5 protein-coding genes and 1 pseudogene are annotated in these 20741 nt (G+C 53.3%); 1 reads left to right on the forward strand and 5 read right to left on the reverse strand.

Annotated features, from left to right (window positions below):
* Positions 1-34: 34 nt before the first annotated feature.
* The 3 genes from FJU08_RS05295 to FJU08_RS05305 all read right to left on the reverse strand — a co-directional run bounded on the left by FJU08_RS05295 (position 35) and on the right by FJU08_RS05305 (position 17508).
* Positions 35-5113: an autotransporter outer membrane beta-barrel domain-containing protein gene (locus FJU08_RS05295; RefSeq protein WP_141147925.1), complete on the reverse strand. Its 5079-nt coding sequence runs from the start codon at positions 5111-5113 to the stop codon at positions 35-37.
* A gap of 625 nt (positions 5114-5738) precedes the next feature.
* Entirely contained in the window at positions 5739-11738 is a 6000-nt protein-coding gene (locus FJU08_RS05300) for an autotransporter outer membrane beta-barrel domain-containing protein (RefSeq protein WP_141147926.1), read from the reverse strand.
* A gap of 781 nt (positions 11739-12519) precedes the next feature.
* Positions 12520-17508: an autotransporter domain-containing protein gene (locus tag FJU08_RS05305; protein WP_141147927.1), complete on the reverse strand. Its 4989-nt coding sequence runs from the start codon at positions 17506-17508 to the stop codon at positions 12520-12522.
* 424 nt (positions 17509-17932) lie between these two features.
* Between FJU08_RS05305 and FJU08_RS05310 the strand changes: the two are divergent.
* Positions 17933-18040: pseudogene (locus tag FJU08_RS05310) on the forward strand (transposase); the annotation flags it as partial.
* A gap of 252 nt (positions 18041-18292) precedes the next feature.
* Here FJU08_RS05310 and FJU08_RS05320 read toward each other — a convergent pair.
* Both FJU08_RS05320 and FJU08_RS05325 read right to left on the reverse strand, forming a co-directional pair.
* A complete protein-coding gene (locus FJU08_RS05320; RefSeq protein WP_235890582.1) occupies positions 18293-19063 on the reverse strand; it encodes a polysaccharide deacetylase family protein in 771 nt (256 codons plus the stop codon).
* 245 nt (positions 19064-19308) lie between these two features.
* On the reverse strand, positions 19309-20577 hold the full coding sequence (locus FJU08_RS05325; protein ID WP_141147928.1) for a glycerate kinase type-2 family protein: 1269 nt from the start codon (positions 20575-20577) through the stop codon (positions 19309-19311).
* Positions 20578-20741 lie beyond the last annotated feature (164 nt).

Genomic DNA, 20741 nt, shown 5'->3' on the forward strand with positions numbered 1-20741 from the left:
CAATCCCGAAAATTACAGTTCTGCTAAAGCAGTGCTAGAATCGGAGGCTCAGTCTCCCCGTGATGTTCTGACTGGTAACCCCATCACCGAATAAACCAGTGTAACCGATTTCGACATCAGTACGCGCATTCAGTTTCGAACTAAATCCCAGAGTGAAAACTGCTTGATCGGATGCAACTGGAAGGCCGACAATGTCGAACGGACTTCCTCCGACAAACTGCATGTGAGACGCCTGATCAAGATTACCATAGGCGTGTCGCCAACCGATCGATGCCGCCAACTGGCTATTCTCGAGATTACGGCCCAAGTCATATGCCGTTCGCACGCCGATATTGGTCAGACCTACACTCCTGTCAGCACTATCCCGCATCAGGGCCGCTACTCCGCCATTCTCCGAGAAAGACTCACTATTCTGATAGATATAAGCCGCTCCAAGATATGGTTCTATAGATAGATCTGTCGCTACATCAACTCGATACCCGACATCACCATAGAGCTGGAATAGGCCGACGCTATAGTCCGCACCATCCTGCTCGTTTAGCCCAGAAAAACTGATCTGCCGTTCGGCCGAGACATTTGACCAGCTATAGGCGGTGCCAACAGAAACATCGACCGCATCCCATGTTCCGCCGCCGTAAAGACCGATGGTATAATCATTGCTCGAGGCGGATGAATTCCGGCTATCAACTTTATAGTCGGAATGGCCATAACCAGCGACAATACCGAAGCGCATCGTATCGAATAGCGGGATGTCGCCGCCCATAAAAATACCGCCGACAGGATTGTCCATTTTCGCAGCGTTGCCATTCGATTTAAGTGTGTTCCAAGAACCATAGCCCGCCGCCCAGAACATGCGGTTTTCGTCTGAAGCCTTCGCCATTTGTCCGAAAGCAGCCGGATAGTCCGGTTCATCGGCATAGTTGCTGACTTGCGAGTGCCCGGGAACTTCGGAATCGCGCTGGGCCTGATAGATGCGTCTTGAGGTTGCTTCGCGCACATATCGTGAGTTATTGATTATCGCGGCGTCAATGGTGCTGTAGATTTCTCCGGAAAGCTGATCGAGCGCCGGTCCGGCCTCGTCATCCGATAGTCCCTGAATAATTCCATAGAGCGGATTGTCTGGTCCAAGGCCGTATACACCATTACCGGTATTGCATTGGTTTTCCGTCATGCCATCAAGGCAAAATGTGCCGTCGCCGATCTGCGAAATATAAAGCAATACAGTCGAATCGGTATATGCGACATCTGCGGTCAGATAGGCTGAATCCATCTTCGCCTCTCGGTCAAAGCCGAGGGTACCATCGCCGTCACCGTCTGTTGTGGTGACCGACGCGGACGAAGAGATAATCGTGATCTGCTCACCTTCACTGAATCCCTTGCCGTTGGTTGTCAGATAAACAGTACCACCAGCTATCGAAACAGCATCACTGGCGATAATTTCATCATGCGTGCCATCCTCATTCCAGTTAACGTAAAGACTTGATCCAGAAGCAAAATCGAGCGAGCCGGTCCTCATCGTAGTCGCATCGGTCGTGGTGCCAACAATGATTGAACCGCCGCTGCCGATGCTAACGTCACCGAGCGAACCGGAACCTCCGAGAATGCCGGATGGTACAAAAATGGATCCTCCAAGACGGCCAGTAACGTTCAACAATCCGTCTGCTACCGTTGTTATGCCCTCAAAAGCCGAACTGTCTCCGGTCAGCGTTGTCGTTCCTGATCCACTTAGATTGAATGCGCCTTCACCGGAAAGCTGACCTGCATAGTCGAATGTGCCCAGGTCCAGAACATTGAATTTGGCCCCCGCCTTAACGTCAACATCACCAGAGATGGCACCGTCATGGGCGCCATCACCGAGCTGAAGCTCCCCTGCCGCAATCGTCGTTCCACCCGAATAGCTGTTCATTGCGGTCAACACCAAAGAGCCATTTCCGGTCTTCACCAGGCTGCCGCTTTCCGATGCGACATCAGAGAGAACGCCGGACAGAACCTGCTTTCCGGCCGCCACTTCAATCGTGCCACCACTGCCACCGAGCGCAAAAGAGCGTGACGTGTCAAAGCCCTGCGTGATTGCCAACGTCCCCCCGTTCAGGGTAATACTACCAGCAGCATCGCCGAGATTTGCATCGTCGGAGACCAGCAGGCGTCCGCCGAGAACGAATGTCCCGCCCGAATAACCATTGGCATGGTCAAGTTGCAGCGTACCATCACCCGTCTTGACCAAGGCGCCGGAAGCAGTCGCAATATCATCGACAGAACCGGCCAGAACTTGAGTTCCACTCAGGACGGCAATCGTTCCACCGCCACTGCCAAGCAAAACATCCCTTGCTGTTGAGAAGCCAGTTGAAATCTGCAATGTTCCGCCATCGAGGGTCACGCTGCCAGCTGCAGCGCCGAGATTGCTATCCTGTTCAACAGCAAGGATGCCAGCAGAGATGAAGGTTCCGCCGACATACTCATTTTGCCCTGTCAAGGTGAGTTGCCCTGAACCCGTCTTGTAGATGCCTGCAGTTCCTGCAAGCACGCTGTTGATTGTCGCGGAAATGGAGCCAGCAGGCGCATTCGGCTGGTTCACCGCAATTTCAACATAGCTGGCTCCGGACTGGGGCGTCAGGGTTAGGCTATCGCCATCTATGATATAACCATCGGTTGCGAATTGAAGGCCGCTGACGGAAACAGGATTGGCACCGGCATCAATCTGCACTGTCCCGGCAGTCGTGCCTGCAAAAACAGCGACCGCACCCGACGCCCATGATGAATAGCTCCCCGGAGGGTCGTCGGTCCAATTGTCGTTCGACATATTCCATATGCCATCCCCGCCGACAAGCGTGGAGCCGCGACTATCAGCATTCCAATAGAGCATATCCGGTCCCGAGACACTCAGATAGATGTTCCCCGTCGGCAGATCAACAATATTCACCTCGGACGAGGCGGCCACTGTGACATATGGAACAATGTTCTTGATCGAACCTGTCAGGCCATCTGAATAAGTCATCAGATAGTAGTTGCCTTGCGTCAGCGGCAGCCCATCACTGTCCACGGTCAGAGTCAAACCAGCTGAACCATTGCCGCCAAGGACGAGATTCTCTGCTGCAAACAGGGCATTGGAATTGGGTGCAGAGGCATCAAGGTTGACCGCAATCGTTGCCCCCTCCTCAAGCCTCAATGTGCCGGAGATTGTGAGTGTCTGTTGATGTTGCGAGCTCACAAGAGTGGCTCCATCAACGACCGTGACATCACCGTCAACGCTCCCCCATCCTCCGAAGGTGGTGTCAGTGCTGGTGATCACGTTCGATGAAAGCCCTCCGCTTTCGCTACTGTCGCCAAGAACGAGCGCACCGGAAATGATCCTCGTATCCCCGGAAAAGGACTTCTGACCGGTTAACACCAGTGAGCCGCCACCCGTCTTCTCAAGACTGTTGACCAGGCTGCCATCTCTCATATCCACTGCGATGGTCGCCTTCGCCCCAGCGGCAACATCAATTGTCGCGACGCCGGCAGAATAGGGACTGAAGGTGAGACTGCCGCTGCCCGTCAGCTTATAGCCTTCCGGTGTGGATGGTGTCTCGAGGAACTGCAGCGCGTCGAAATTCAGGTCATCGCTGACCGTCACGATACCAGCACTCAGACCACCGAAAACACCAACGGACTGAGACCATATCCGCTCGGAGTTGGTGCTGGCCGAACTATCCGTCCAATTCGCCAGACTCGTATTCCAGGTCCCGCTGCCGCCGACCAGCACGCCGCCATCGGCTGGATCCTCGCTACCATTCCAGTATTGCGAAATCTGCCCTGTCGATGAGTCAAGGGCCACCAGCCGCACCATGCCGCCATCCGTGAGTAGCCGATACGGCTCTGATCCGGATCCGTTAATCGAAATCGAGATCGCGGCCGGATCAAATTCTCCACTGAGGTTGCCACTATCATACTGAATAATGTTGTAAACGCCTGATGCCCCGGTCGCATTTACGGTTATAGCGCCACCGAGTGTGAGATTGCCGGTGCTGACCAAAGGTATGTGGGAATTTGCCTGATCGAGATCTGCCAGGAACTGAAAGTCCGACGAGGCAGAACTCGCCTTGTTCAGCGTCAGCGACGTCCCAAGGCCCAGGGTTGTCCCGGCGGTACCTGTGATCATGGTTCCTCCGTAGAAGGAAACATCACCACCAATGCGCCCTGTCCCAGTGACATTGACATTACGTTTAACTTCGGTAAGGCCAACATAGTCATCACTGACGGAATCGATCGTGAAAGTCGACGTCGGCACCGTTGAGCTGCCGACCACCTGCAACAATGCATCGGTATCCGTTGAATGTGCGCTGGAAACGACGTTGTCGGGGGTCAAGCCGCTGTCACCGGCATAAAGATCAATATAGAGCGTACTTTGTGAATCAAGAATGATTCCACCAAGCACTGTTGATGTATTATTGGTACCTCCAAAATAGAGTGTACTTCCATCAAGAATTGATGTCGTCCCAGTATATTGCTGGTCAACGCCAAAATAAAATGAAACTCCGCCGATTATGCCAATATTATTCGCCAGCTCGCCAGCAGTGTTGACCCCGTCAATAATAACAGCGCTACTTAACCCGCTAGAAACCATAAGATCAGGGATTTTATAGCCCTCAATATAGCTGGTTGTTCCTGTATCGGGGGCGATAGAAAGCGATCCTTGCCTGAAATTGTAGCTGCGATCACCTGAACTGCCTGAAACCTGATCCAGATGGATCTTCTCGAATTTCACCGAACCATAGACAGTGACAGCTATTGCGCCAGTATTGAGATTTGAAAAGGAAGCCGTCATGCCAGTTGTGTCTGGCCATCCGACCATGTCGCCGTAACTCACCGGCGTGCCGGTGTAGGGCGTGGCAGTCCAGCTTTCCACTGTCGTGGCCCACGTGCCATCAGTCGGATAATTCAAGGTGCCAATCCAATAAAGCGTATCGGCATAAGATGGCTTGGCTGAATAGATTTCAATCAACGTTATCAACGACAAAAAGGTTCCGGAGATCAACGTCCTCGACAGACGCCTTTTCTTCCGTTTCTGGCGACAAAAATCAATACAAGTAGTACTTTTCTCAGAAATAATATTAAAGTCTGTTGAAACGCTCAATTTCGCCCCCTACGATATAAATCCGAATCTATTTCGAATACAATATTCGGAATCATTGTTTAATACCTATTAAAGAATAAAAATATTGTCAATTTAATTATTTTTCCCAATATTTACTTGTTACAGATGATAAATACACACAATATTATCAACTGATAAATATTTTCAAATGAAATGAATCATATATCTTTTCATAGACTTGCGATAGCGGACGGAATGCTTCCAGCCCTTGATGCCCGCGCCCGACAACGGCATGACTTTGCAGGGCTTTGCCAGGAAGATGATCTCGCGGGGTGGTAATCCTCCCCGTTTTGGCGGGGTTGAGGATTTCAGCCGATATGCTTCGGCTTGCGGGTTTCTGCTTTCCGCGTGAAATCATTGATTCCTGGTATTATTGCCTCTCCGCATCATCTTATCGACATGCCGGGCAAGGGGCCTTCAGTCTCCGGGCAAATAATTCCGCCGAAATGACGCCATCGGCAGAAGCGCCAGAGCCTGCTGCGCGAAAGATCCGGTCAGCTGACAGGGGGGCTGACAGAGAGGGTGAGCCGCATATGACGCAGCCATGAACCCGTGAGGCCGGGGCGCTGCCCGCGCCCCGGCCTGTTTTGCACACCTTGCCTGCTCAGAAGCGGATGCTAAGCTTGCCCGACACGGTCTGGCTGTCAGAACCGCCGCCGAACAGGCCGGTATAATCGACACCGAAGGACACGGTGTTGCTGAACTGGGTTTCCCAGCCAATATTCAGCACGGCCTGGTCCTGTGCCAGGGGCGTTCCCAGTATCATCTGCGTGTCGCCCCCGGCGACAAAGCCGATATTGGCAAACGGTTCGATATCACCATAGGCATGACGCCAGCCGATCGCACCGCTTAGTTTGTTCTGGGTGGCGCCGACATTGATATCCCAGCCACCCCGAAGGCCAATGGTCGAGTAGCCGGTATTCATATCGCTCCCCAGAACACTCAGAGCAAGAGGTCCGCCCACCTCGCCCATGTCATCCGACTGATAATGCACATAGGCAGCATCGGCATAGGGCTCAAGCCGGAAGCCGCTGCCAAAATCAAAGGTATAACCCAGACCGCCAAACAGCTGGAAGGTTCCGGCACTGTAATCGCTGTCAAGATTATCATCGAAGTGGCTCAGATTGATGCTGCGACTTGTGGTGATATCATGCCATGTATAACTCGCGCCGAAATTGGCGCCGATGCCGCCCCAATTGCCACCGCCATACATGCCGAAGGTGACATCATTGCTGTTGCCACTGCTGTAATGGTCGTCGGCTTTGAAGGACGAGTGACCATAGGCACCGAGGGCGCCGAGGCGAAGATTGCCGAAGGCTGCGGCATCCGCGCCGAATATGAACCCGCCGACATTATTTGATGCGCCGGCGATTCCGGCATCACTGTCCCCGTCAACGCTCGACCATGCGCCATAGCCGGTGGACCAGAGGTCGATGCCGCTATTGGTTTCGGTGAAGCCATCGAAGGCCGGAGTCGTTGTCGCGGGCTGGGCTGCATAATTCGAGACCGTCGACATTGCCTGGCCCGCCGAAATACCACCCGAAATATCCCGCATATGCTGACCGGTCGCATCCCGCACATAACGGCTGTTTGCCACCATTGCCGAAGCCGTCGATGCGTAGATGTCACCAGACAGGATTTCCGCCGTCCTTTCTCTTTCAAGAGGATCGTCGATTGCAGCGTAGTCGAACATGAGGTCGTGCCTGCTTCCAAGTGAAATCAGGGAATTGACCGTCCGTCTGGCATTGGTTCCAAATGCGCTTTCCGCCTCCGTTGCGAAAAAATCACTATTAACGGTCAGATCCACCTGAAAACTCTTAGCATTAAGCACCTTTAACAATCTATATTTCTGCGATTGCTGTGGCTGCACCGTAATATTATCTTTATTCACGTAGTTTATATCATTTGTCGATTGTATCAGTGTAAATGTCGCAGGCGAACTGATTGAGCCGCCGAGTTCAACGTAAAATTCCGTGCCATCGATGGTCGCGTTCTCCGTTACTATCTTCGATGAAGAAGCCTCGACGTCGCTGGCAATAAATTTGACTTGGCCACCTGTTTTCAAAACGAGATTATCCATAGTAGCCACGGATTTAAAACTGGCAGTCGTCGAAAAATCAAGACTGGAATTTTCTAAAACATTCACAGTTCCCAATGTCACGTTGCCGCCTAATGCCAATGTTGTTGGATAGAACGGGCTGTTATTCGAAACATTCAGCGTTCCAAGAAGTTTTGAACCATCCCCCATCTGCAGGTAGCCACCAATCATATTTGTTACGCCCTTGAAGTCGTTCTCTTTGCCGGTAATCCCGACGGTGCGGTATTCGCCGCCGAGATTCATCGTGCCTTCGCCGGACAGCTTCCCGTTGAAATCATAACTGTACTTCTGGCCCGCATCGAGGTTCAGTGTGGAGCCTTTTTTGATGGTAAAATTCGACTTCTCTGGCAATGCTAAGTTTGATTCTATATCCCACGTCGGGTCGCCAAGGCTGAGGGTCGAATTGTTTTGAATTGTCACATTTCGATCTCCTGTGGTTTCATTGCTTGCGTCTGCCGGGGCGATGCGCAAGGTGCCGCCACCTTCGACAATCAGGTCGCTCTCAATGGCCAGCTGCGCCGTTATCTTGGCTTCAAAACCGGAAGCAACACTGATATGGACAAAAGTGTCTGGCGATAAGTCCCCAGAAAGATCGAGGACGTCTTGCGTAGTTCCAGATTCTAAGGTGTAGTTTTGCGAAAAATTCAGGCTTGCAGCAGTTATTTCGCCCTTTGTTGAGGCGTCAACGGTAACAGTTCCGGCTGCTCCAGCGAAATAGGCATAGCCACCGTCATACCAGCTGTCGTCCTGATCCAGATTGCCTTCGTAGTTCGTCCAATTCGTGGATATGGCGGTCCATGTTCCATTACCACCGTCGCCTTTCTTTGCGCCCGGCCCAGAACCATCGGCATCCCAATAGAGGCCCGCATAGTCTGCCCCCGAGAGCAGGACGACGTAATCTTCGGAGCCTATGGTCCTTGAAGCCGTCCTGCTGAAGACGCCATTCGCGTTGTTGTAAGCTTTCAGGTCAAAGTCGGTTGCGTCCCCGATGATGTTATCATATAGGATGAGCTTGTATTCGCCGTCCGGCAGCGGCAGCGGCTGGTTTGAGTCTATCTTCAGCTCTTGTGACGCGGACAATGTTAGCGTGTTCGTTTTAAAAAGAGCCGGCGATGTGTCATTATTCAGCTTGACTTCCAGCACCGAGCCCAATGCGAATTCGAGACTGTCCGTCATTGTCATCACGCTGCCGGTTTCGCCATAGAGCGTTCCGGATTTCGAAATCGTGACTTCGCCGCCCAGTTGTCCTGTGCCGGTCAGAATGCCATCACCGTTGACAGTGGTCTTACCCGTAAAACTGGAACTGGTCGACTCGAACACGGTCTTGCCTCTTTCGACGTTGAAAGAGCCGGAGCCGGACAGTATATTTGCAGTATCAAGCGTAATGTCCCCATTTATGCTGAAGGTGGCAAAGATTGCACCTTCGTCAATTTTTATCGCGCCACTCAGCGAGCCGTCTGCTGAGGACGTATTCAAAAGACGCAAAGTACCTTCTTTAACCTCTACCGTTCCGGCCACATCATTCTTGGCGCCAAGGTCCAGCTGGCCCGGTCCTGCCTTTTTGAAACCCTGCGAACCGGTGAGTATCACGTTGACGACTGCTGTTCCGTCCTGGACATCGATTATAGGGACATTGCCAGCAACGTCCTTCAGCTCGATCTTGTCATTATCTGGGTCGTTTGGCGTCAGGAGATAGCCGGGCTCTGAAAATTGCATACCAGAAACGGAGATACTTCCATGGGTTATGCTGTCGACCGTGACAGTTCCGGCATCTTCGTCAAAAATTGCAAAATTGTCGTTCGCCCAGTATCTCTGATCGGAGCCATCCGAGTCTGACCAATCCTTTGTTTGTTGATAGTTTGGTCCGTACCATGTTCCATCGCCGCCCAACGGAGTGGAAGTGTGCTGATCCGGGTTCCAGTAATATTCTTCCCCGACATCGAGAACGGTCAGGAATAGAGAGGTTGCGTCTGTCTGCAGTACAGCGGTGTATTGGGAACTAGTATAATGCAAATTGCTGTTCAGCGCGGCCGCGTTAACGGAACTGCCGGACTCGTATGTCATAAGATAATAGGTGCCAGATCCCAGTGTAGAACCGCCGAGATCAATGACCGTAGTGTCATCGATGGTGGCAAGTCCCGTCACGATGATAAGCGCATCGGCAGGTTTATCATTCGGCGTTGCATGCAGAACAGCATCGAAATTCGAGCTGCTCTCCAGGGTTATCGTTCCCAGAATTTCAAGCTTCTGCCCCTGTTCGGCTGCAATTGTCGAGTTCGATTCAACGACGACGTCTTCACCAATTTGGCCGTATCCTGCAAGTATACCACTCTTATCAACCGTGACATCGCCGCCCAGTTTTGCTTGAATGAGGTCGAGTCTGGCTGCGGATACCGTCGTAGCGCCGTAAAATTCGCTGCTATCACTTGTGAATTTAACAATATCCAGGCTCGTATCTCCACCGACGACTCTAAAATCGCCAGAAACTGACGTTGCGCTTTTCAGGACATTGCTGAAACTCTGTGGCGTTTCTGATGGATCAATGATAAAAGTCGCACCGCTGCTGATGATGACGTTAGAGGATTTATCCAGGCTGCCGGGCGTGCTTCCGTTTCCAAGCTGCAGGGTTCCATCTTCAACATTCGTGGAGCCCTCGTAGCTGCCGGCCGAATTGATAAAGACCACGGCGCCACTACCGAGCTTGGTGAGGACGTTTATGTCAGTGCCATTATCTCTTGAGGTGCCCTTGACGATGTCGACACCGATGGTTGCTGTCACACCGGCATCGACATAAATTGTACCATACGTGACAGAATATGGGGTCAGAGACAGTTCACCGGTGTCACCGACATCTGTCACAAGCGTATAGGACTTGCCATCACCGGTCGCCCTGAATGTCAGCGTGCTGAACAACTGCGTGCCTTCAACAGTGACGGTGCCGCCGCTTTCACCTGCAAATATCGCCTCTGACTCGGCCCAGACCGCGTTATTGGTGCCACTTGCGTTGGTCCAGTTATTGGCGCCGATCTTCCAAGTGCCATTGCCGCCTTCTACTGTACCGTCATCTTCGTTGGTGCTGGTCGGGTCGCCATCCCAATACTGCGCAAAAGTCGGATCGGGAATGGGGGGAACAGTGCCCAAAACGACCAAACGCACCAAGTGGCTGTCCGCCAGAATATAGCCCTGAACGCCAGTTATTGTCTCTTCGAATTGATCGTCATTGAGGTTTCCGGTATAATCTATGATTGAATACACCCCGACATCGGCGTCCGAACTGAAGCTAACTATAAATTCGACACCTTTGAGGCTAAGATCATAGGTTTCAAAAAGCGCCATCTGCTTGTAGTTCTTATCGAGTTCGACTTTGATTGCAGCGACGTCCGGGTCACTGGTTCCAGTGTTGAAGTTGAGTGAACTATCGCCAAGCGTCAGCGTTGTGCCGGCTACGCCGGAAAGATAAGTGTTATATTCGAAATTGACGATACCGGATATTTTACCGTTACCGGTAAGTTGCGCTTTCTTCTTAACCGTGGTTTCTCCGGTGAAACCGGATGAATCTGAGTTAAGAACCACTATGTCGCGATCCCTGTCGTCCCCCCAAATAGTGAATGTGCCACCTAATTGCTCTTCATTCGAAATTACATTTGACGGGCCGAGCGTTGTTACTCCAAAATTGTCGATGTTGAAACTGCCACCGTCGGCGATTTTGATCGCCCCGGCAATCGAACCGTTATCGTTGCCGGTGTTAACCTGGCCTGCACCGACAAATAGCAAAGCACCTGTATTAATGGTCGTTGCCCCGGTATATTGCATATCTGCTTCATAGTATATTGGCGCAGTTCCGGTGATATTGATCCCATTTGCCTCGTGTCCAGCCCCATTGGTTCCATTTACAATGGCAACTGTAATCGGAATACCGTAGTCGTTAGTGTATGTACCGGTGGTTTTACTGCCATAAAATATTGTTCCGGCTGTAGCCTCACCGTCCGGAGCAATGACAAGTTTGGAATTATCGTCGTAGTCCAAGATTCGGTAAGGCTGTAGAGAACCGGCAGTATCACCGACATCGAAATTTATCGTGTCGAACCAAACCGTTTCGTACACCGTTATTCCGGCAGTTTTGTTCGTGGATGAGCCACCTAACCCTGTCAAAAATTCTGCGACCAAGCCATGCTCATTTGTCGGCCAAACCGTGTCACCATACCCTGTTGACTGCGTAGGCAGTGTTGAAACCCAATCTGTTAGTGGATATGACGTTGTCCACACCCCGTCGGAATTTGCGGTCGCTTCGTTACCCCACCAGTACAAAATCGTCTGGTCAGCATGGGCCTGGGAACCAGCCACGCCCGCCAGAAGCATACTGCCCAGCGCGGTGCTGGTGAGCAGGTTCGGCAACCATCTCTGCCCGGAGGTGCGGCCCCTTTGCGGAGAAGGCGCGGCACAGACTGCTGTGCTGTGCGTTGTTTTCAACCTTTGGCGGTTCACGTTGCGATCTGTTCTAGACATTTCAATTCCCCCTGCAAAAAGCGCCGGCAGAGCGAGGCGCAAAGATCAATGTAATCAATTCGACAACTGACAGTATTTACAGGTATAAAATAATTCTATTTGTATAGAATGTAATACACCCGCATGTCACTTCGTTATATATACAAAATAATATTTGGATTAAGAATAATTAATTTAAAAATATCGCAAATAGTTGCAATTCTGCACCAATATTATCGTAGTTGTATTGGGTTGCGTTAATTTGTACTTGGTTGCAATCGGTTGTATTGGCTTATCCAGGCTTTCTTTATTCCGGACAACCTTGCAAAATTGACTTTTCATTTTCCGTACAGATGGCGGCTGGGATGAAGGTTCCGACCGACACGTCCCGACTGAAGGGCTTCCGCTTTCCGCGTGATTTCATCGCTTGAGCCGTATGGGCCTATTGCCGGCTTGCCGCGAGCACCGCTGGCATGGAGGATTGCTGGCTGAGCGCGATATTTCGCGAGCCTCGGCGGCGGTGCGCCTCTGGACGAGCCACTTCGGCTCGATTGCACGGTCCGGGAACAGTGCTGACGAAACAGCGGATCAACATGCAGCAAACCCTGCCCCAAAAGACGGGCCTTGCAGCAAGACCATCTATTGGGAGCGGCATGGTGCGGATCTCATCATGTCCTGACTGTGATACCGAGAGACAGCGATTAGGGGGGCACAATCATTGACTCTTGGTATTACGGCCCCGGCGACAAGGCCGGGGGATGTTGAATACCCCCGGCCCTGCTGTCTTGACTGCATATCTGGCTCAAAAGCGGATATTGAGCTTTCCGGAGACGGTCTGGCTTTCATAGCCGCCGCCGAACAGACCGGTGTAATCCACGCCGATGGAAACGGTCTTGTTGAGCTCGGTAACCCAGCCCACATTGATAACCGCCTGATCGGAGGCCAGCGGCGTGCCCTGGATCATCTGCATATCCCCGCCCAGTGCGAAGCCGACATTGGCAAAGGGTTCGGTATCGCCATAGGCATGGCGCCAGCCAAGAGCCCCCGTCAGCTTGTTCTGCGTCGCACCGATATCAAAATCCCATGCGCCACGCAGACCAACGGTTGTGTAGCCGGTATTCATGTCCGAATCGAGGACCGAAAGTGCCAGCAGCCCGCCGTTTTCACTGAAGTTATCGGCCTGGTAGTGGACATAGGCGGCATCGAGGAAGGGCTCAAGGCGCACACCACCGCCCAGGTCAAACATATAGCCCACACCACCGAAGAGCTGGAAGGTCCCGGCAGAATAGTCGCTGTCGAGAGCATCATCAAAATAGCGCGACTTTATTGTGCGGTTTGTGTCGATGTCGTGCCAGGTATAGGCCGCTCCGAAATTGACGCCAATCGCGCCCCAATTGCCGCCGCCATACATGCCGAAGGTGACATCATTGCTGGTACCACTGGCATAATGATCATCGGCCTTGAAGCTGGAGTGGCCATAGGCGCCGAGTGCGCCGAGCCGGAGATTGCCGAAAGCTGAGGCATCGGCACCGAAGATGAAACCGCCGACATTGTTGCTTGCACTGGCAGTGCCGGCGGCCGTGTCACCATCAAAGCTGGACCATGCGCCATAGCCCGTTGCCCACAGATCGATGCCGCTGTTGGCTTCGCTGAAGCCGTCAAAGGCCGGTGTAGTCGCCGCCGATGGCTGGGCGGCATAGTTGGAAACGGTTGCAATGGCCTGGCCGGTGGCGATACCACCGGAGATATCGCGGATATGCTGCCCGGTCGCATCCCGCACATAGCGGCTGTTGGCCACCATTGCCGAAGCCTCAGAGGCATAGATATCGCCCGACATGATCTGCGCAACCCAGTCGCGTTGCGCCGCGTCGGTCAATGCGAAATTGACCGGAAGACTGTGAACGCCCCCAAGGGAAATCAATGAATTGGTCATGGCAGCAGCGTTGGCTGACATCGATACGGTTGCGTCGGACAGAAATTCATCTTTCACGACAAGCTGAACGTAAAGCGATTTATTGTCGTCCGATAGTATGTCGTCGAGTTGGATCCCGTTGATTTCCTCCTGAGGCTCGAAATCCATGCCATCCCCGAGATCGATGGATTGATCCGAGCTGATGATCAGGACCGGATCATTGGTAACCGGATTCTCGATATCTTCATGATATATAAAGATGGTGCCGTCTTGGAGACTAACCGCGCCAGTGGAATGGATATTGCTGCTCACCGGCTGTCCGTAATCGTCGGTAAAATTCGCGTAGAGGTAGAGCTCGCTATGCTCAGACTGCATAGAGAAACTGGAGACGGTTACCGTCAACATGGGATTTTGATTCTTTGAAAGATCAACTTTACCACTACTCAAAATCGAAATGTCGCCAAGATTGATATTCGTTTTGGGCAGAACCAGATACGCATCCATAAGATCGACACCGCCAACATTGATCTGGCCCATCAGATCATTGGTGACATCCAGGGTGCCGCCGGTGATATTAACCGTCCCGCTAAATTGAGAACCGTCCCCTTTGAAATAAGTGTAACCCGAAAGCTGCTCTATCGTGTTCGTTTCTTTCGCATTCGAAGAGTATGCTACCAATTTCGTATCGAAGACGAAATTGTCACTCTCTTCCGCAGCATGGTTGAATATCAATTTTGCATCACCTCCACCGAAGTATAACCCCTCCGCCGAAAATACACCCGGTATGGTTGTAACACGCGCCGCTGACTGAGTGTCCGGGTCTTCACCGAAAATAAGTATTCCGGTCGATTCATTCGCTTGCTCACCCAAAGTGAACGACCCATCGACCTCAAGCTCGCCGGAATTACTCAAAATGACCTTGCCAGTACCCCCGCCGTACCCTGTAGTGAGATTACCGCTCGAACTGACCCTTGAGCCAGAGCCGTCAACCAACAGAACAGCCGAACCATAAAACAGGCCCACGAGCGTCAGCGTTTCGAATTGCAACCGCCCACCATTTGTAACCTCTACCGTGGCGGGAGCGAGTTCATTAAAGTTCCCTACCAAAAGATAGCCTGCTGTTACTTTTGCTTTATTGGTTACGAGCAGCTTTGAAACTTGTTTTGCGTTGTCGTCTGCATCTATTGATGTGTATCCAACAACCAACTGATAGTCCACGTCAAGAGCGCCACCATCAACACGCATGACAGCTGCGCCAGACGCCTTGGACGCATCCCAATCAAGAATATGAACATCATCTGCGGTAAGCTGGCCCTTCAGAACAACCGTTCCCTCAGACAGCTGGAACCGACCCACGACATTGTCGGAATTTGTCAAGGTCAGCTGTCCGGCGCCAACCTTTTCCAGATCGGGGCGAGACCCGTCGGTAGACGCGATGGCGGAGGAAATCACCGCCTCGACATTGGGATCAACCGAGATCTCGGCAGTTTCACCCTGCTTGGGCGAGGGAGACAGTGTCCCTCCGGACAGAAGGTAGCTCTCCTGGTCCTGGGTCACACGGAAGTCAAGCTTGCCAAAAAGCTGCACGCCGGCCACAGTCACCGTTCCGCCCTGACTACCGGCGAAAATCGCTGTATTACCGGCTTCAAAGGGCCATTCCTGTTCGGGCGCACTTCCGTCCTGATTGGTCCAGGCCGCGTTACTCAAACTCCAGGTCCCAGATCCGCCCGTGAGCCCATGCCCCTCATCTTCAGCGGTAGCCCCGCCATTCCAGTAAAAACCAGTTTCTTCCAGCGTTGCCCAGACCAGCAAGACGGCCTTTTTTGTCTCGCCTTTGATTGTGACTGTATCATACGTGATCATGTAATTTTCCGGAATCTCGTCAAAAGCACCAGAAACGCTTCCTGTATAGGTGATGATCGGATATTCTTTTTCGCTGCCTTGATGGGGACCATAGAACTGAACATTCAGTGTGCCGCCAAGTGTGACATCTCCTTCAACATCAACCCGATCCATTGAGTTAGTCGAATTGTTTGATCCAAGCTGCATGTCAAGAACCGCTGATTTTGCCAGCGTCAGGTCACCATCCACGGTGATTACGCCATAGATATTGCCGTCGACATCACCGGGCGAAAGAATCGGCACAGTGGAACTTGCGGTTGCAGCAAAAATTACAGAGGCCGCGTCCGCACCGACGGTCAGCGTGCCGACCGTGCCGTTTTTTCCCGCCAGCGTGCCGCCGTTGACCGTGTATGTTCCGCCCAAGGTCACGCCAGAAACATCAAGGGTGCCACCATTTATCTCGACCGTTCCGAAATATTCGCTGCCATAAGCCTCGAAACTGGTCACCCCCGAAAGCTGCTGGATCGTATTCGTACTTGAATCCTTGCTTTCTGTTTCGATCGTAACATCGAAGGCATAGGGATGATCAGCCGTTGCGGTGTGATTGAAGATCAGGGTTGACTGCCCCGGCCCGAATTCCAGGGTATCAACCTCCAGAGCACCGGCACTCGCCGTCGTCTCGGTCGCCGAAGGCGCAGATCCGAAAATCAGAGTTCCTTTGCCATAATGGGTGTTAAGATAGATATCATAGTAACCAAGTATGGCCGTTGAATCCGAACTATTGACCCGTGCTTTACCGCCATTGGAAAGGATCAATGTGCCATTGCCCGCATTACCGATGACCAGTTGCTGAGCACCTGAAAATTTGTTCACAAGCTTCGAGCCGTCGCCATCGATAGTGACGGTCGAGTTGCCGCCATTGGTTGCGATCAAAAACTCACCGTCAGCAAGAAATTCGGCACCATCCTCAATAATGGCAGTTGCATCGCCAAAATTGCCAATGTTGATATTGGTTCGCTCCGGATCGTCCTGGGTCGTCAGCTCACTCGTATCACCGCTGATATACAGAAAGGCGGTTGAATTCTCGCCATCGGCAAACCGTATCCGCGCGGTCGCATTGTTGGCGTCTTCACCCGATTCGGCATATTTCCCGCCGTCAACAATCCACAGTTCGCCATGTCCAAATTTGCCAATGACAGAATCATGCTCGGGGACCGCCGCGACTTGCCCGTCGCCTGTGACCATGAGTTTTCCGCTTGTTCCTTTTTCAACGCCGATATTCATACCGCCACCCTGGGTGGTCTCACAGCTGCCAGATGTTCCGCAAAGCTCAAACTGGCCATAATCGATATTAACCACAGCACCATTGCGGCCGCCAATATATACATCCGTCACGTAAATTAACCCATTGAAGTTGAGCGTTCCGTCGGTGATTTTCGTCTCGCCGGCGATAGTGCCACCATCTCCATTCGGGCTGTTCAGCGTCAGGGTGCCTCCTCCCGTCTTGGTAAAGTCTCCGCCCAGCGCCAAAGTTGACATGATCAACGCCGATTGATCTGTGCCGACATAGATCGTCGCCGCACTGCTGCCGGAGCGCAGGTAATTGCCGGTCAGCGTATAAAAGGACGTATCGCTGCTGCTACCAATTTTCGGGAAATCAAGCTCAACGAAATATTGGTCTGACGCAAGCGTCACCGTCCCGCTTGCCGTATTGAATATCCCGGTATCTCCGGCCCACACCCCGGTCTGATTGTTTTCATCTACCCAGTTATATGCCGTCGACGACCAGGTTCCGCTGCCGCCCTTGCCGTAATTCCAGTACTGGGTTTCGTCTGCCAGAACCGGCAGCTGCCCGGGTGTCAGAATACCGGTTGACGCCAGCACCAGCGTGCCGGTCAGCAACGTGCCCGCCCATAACCTCGCCCTGAGGCGGCTTTCCCGAGCAGAGCGATATAGGGTGCTTCCGCTTTGACGGCTTTGCCGAGGCGAAGCGGCCATTGGCTTTGCGGGATTCGTCTGTTTCTTGATAGCGTTCATAAAGGGGTCCCCCGACCTGAAAATACTACTATAACGAGCATTCTAATTTTCGGCGTCAGTCGAAAACGACAATCTCTCGCCGGGGACGGTATTGTATAATTAAAATATTGCCAATATCGATGTAATAAAGATCAATATAATTACAATATATGTCATGAAATGGTGTTGCCGTTTTGCAACCATTACGTGTTGTCAGGGTCTGCTGTCAAAGTGAACAAGTGAGATCTCCACGACTGCCATCGGTCAGTGAAGTGGCCCGGGGCAACCGAGCAGGATGGATGCGTGGTTTACGGCACAGGAATTCGGCATTATGCCGTTCACGAGCGCCCATAGGACAAGCCCCCGCCGCAATCATAGCCCCTGACCTGCCCCCAGATGGTCCCGCGTTTAATGTAGAGCTTGCTCGATCATATGGTGCAGGTTTATGCCAAAGGGCCGTTTCGACAAGGCGCAGATGATTGGGATGATCAAGGAACAGGCAGCCGGTCTGCCGGCCGCCGAGATTTGCCGCAAGCACGGCCTCAGTCCGGCAAGACGCCAGTCATTCACCGCATCTTCGATCGCCTGGTCAAGCGTTCTCTTCCATTCTTCTATCTGCCGGATGGCGCGTTTCAACGTCCCAAAGGCCAGTTGCTGGCGCGGATAGCCAAATTTCCGCAGCGCGTTGATCCAGCACCAGTGGATTTTGGTCCAGTCTCTCGCCCGATCGTAGCGGCATGAACGTCAAGCCCAACATAAACAATTCTTTCCATGTCATCTTTCCTTTCAGGCCATGACTGGCCCACTAAGGAAAACCTGCAGGCGGCGAAGCCGCAAATCGCTCACCTGGTCTAAGCTGCACAATCTTGTAGCCATTGATCTGGAGCTCAGTCAGCAGACTGGGCAGAAAATTGGCCGTGCGGGCCTGAAGATCATGCATCAGAATAATGCCGCCGCCACGCTTCGCCAGCTTGGCCATGACACGGTTGACCAGCACCTGCTGGGAGGCCGGACGATAATCGATGGAATCGACATCAATGCCGACCGGGATCAAATTCCGCTTGGCAACCAGGCTGTCGAGCCCCCGGCTTTCCGACAGATAGGGAAAGCGGAAGAAATGCGGCATCGCGCCTGTCGCCGCCGCGACCGCAGCAACGCCCTTGTCGATTTCCGCACCGGCCGCCGCAGGCGCCAGCTTGGAAAGATCCACATGCCCATAGGTATGGGTGCCGATCGTCTGTCCACGTCGGGCAACCTCTGCACCGATAGCAGCGTGATCATGCGCCATTGTACCGACCATGAAAAAGGTCGCCTTCACGCCGAAGGCATCGAGCGTATCGAGAATGGACACCGTATTCTTCGGCACGGGACCGTCGTCGAAGGTGAGGACGACTTCTTTCGGCGCCAGAACGATATCATGGGTCTGATCAACATAAATCACGCGACCGGCCAGGCCCGGTCCCACATCCTGTTGAAATGACAGCATGGGCGCGACGACCGAATGGATTGCGCCGACCTGCCGCTTTGGCGCAGGAACAGACGGGTTTGCGTTCTGACGGAGGGAAGATGGTGTCATGGAACTGACCTCAACAGCCTTCGGCCCGGCGGCATAAGCCGATAACGGAACAAGCAGCGGGACAACCAATGCAAGTGAACGAACCCAGCAAAGCATATCCGAAATCAGAACCTTATGCGCGAAGGGCGGCAACTGATTCTGATAGATACCCCTCTCCTGTCCACAAGACAAAGCCATATTGCAACCAACCCCATGTAGCTGACCAACTGTTACTCCAGCGCCGCACAGGCCCTGCCGATCCCGGCTCAAAGAACCAGGATCGCCCGGAAATCATTCACATTGGTCAGTGTCGGTCCGGTGATCAGCTGATCGCCGAGCGCTTCGAAAAAGCCGTGACCATCATTATTCTCCAGAGCGGCCCGCGGATCGATCCCGCACGCCCGCGCGCGCTCAAGCGTATCCGGCGTGATAACGGCGCCTGCGACCTCCTCCCGGCCATCGATACCATCTGTGTCACCTGCCAGTGCATAGACACCGTCAACCCCGCCAAGATCAATGGCGAGCGACAGCAAAAACTCGACATTGCGCCCGCCGCGGCCATTGCCGCGTACTGTCACACTGGTCTCCCCGCCGGACAGGATCAGTCCGGGTCGCGCCACGGGAACACCGTGATGAACACAGGAGCGGGCAATGCCGGCGTGAACAATGCCGACCTCTGCGGCCTCGCCCTCAATCGTGTCTCCCAGCATCAATACGGTGAGGCCGGCCTTCTGCGCCGCCGCGCGGGCGGCCTCAAGCGACATGAAGGGTGTGGCGATAATCGCCTGCGTCGCGCCCTCAAGACGCGGATCATCGGGCGCTACGCAGCTGGCAGCCGGTGACGCCAGATGCTGCGCCACATGGGCCGGCAGATCGATCCGGTAGCGTTTGAGGATCGCCCGGCAATCCGCCACCGTCGTCGTCTCGCCAATGGTCGGTCCAGACGCGATCACCGCCGGATCATCGCCAGGCACGTCCGAAATCATCAGCGTATGGCAATGGGCTGGATGAATGGCAGCGGCAAGCCTGCCGCCCTTGATCGCCGAGAGATGCTTGCGAACACAGTTCATTTCGTCGATCGAGGCACCACAGGAAAGAAGCGCCTTGTTGACCGCGATCTGATCGGCAAGCGTCATACCTTCCGGCGGCAACGACAGAAGAGCCGAACCGCCGCCCGAAATCAGCACGATGACAAGATCATCGGCCGTCAGATCACTGACCAGCGCCAGAATGCGCCGCGCTGCCTCTTCGCCTGCCGCATCCGGTACCGGATGCGAGGCCTGAACAATCTCGATCTTCGAACAGGGGGCTTCATGGCCGTAACGCGTCACCACGAGGCCTTCAAGCGGCCCGTTCCAGCAGGCTTCCAACGCCTCCGCCATCCGCGCAGATCCCTTGCCGGCACCGATGACGACCGTGCGTCCTTTTGGCGCTGCGGGAAGATATTTCTTCACCTGCGCCATAGGGTCGGCCGCTTCCACCGCCACCTGAAACAGTGATTTAAGGAAGCCTTTCGGATCATCGGCAAAATTCATTCTTAAAACCCCCGGCACACGCGCAAGCCCGACGGAAGAGCCGGCAGGCACGTCGTCTTTGTGATGATGCCGAGTGTTTCACAGAAAAAGTGAGCGCTCAAGCATCTCGAAGGGAACACAACCTCGCCATGCAGCGTTTGGGTCACATGGTGGGATCAGATCTG

The organism is Martelella alba, from assembly GCF_006516955.1.
GTDB lineage: Bacteria > Pseudomonadota > Alphaproteobacteria > Rhizobiales > Rhizobiaceae > Martelella > Martelella alba.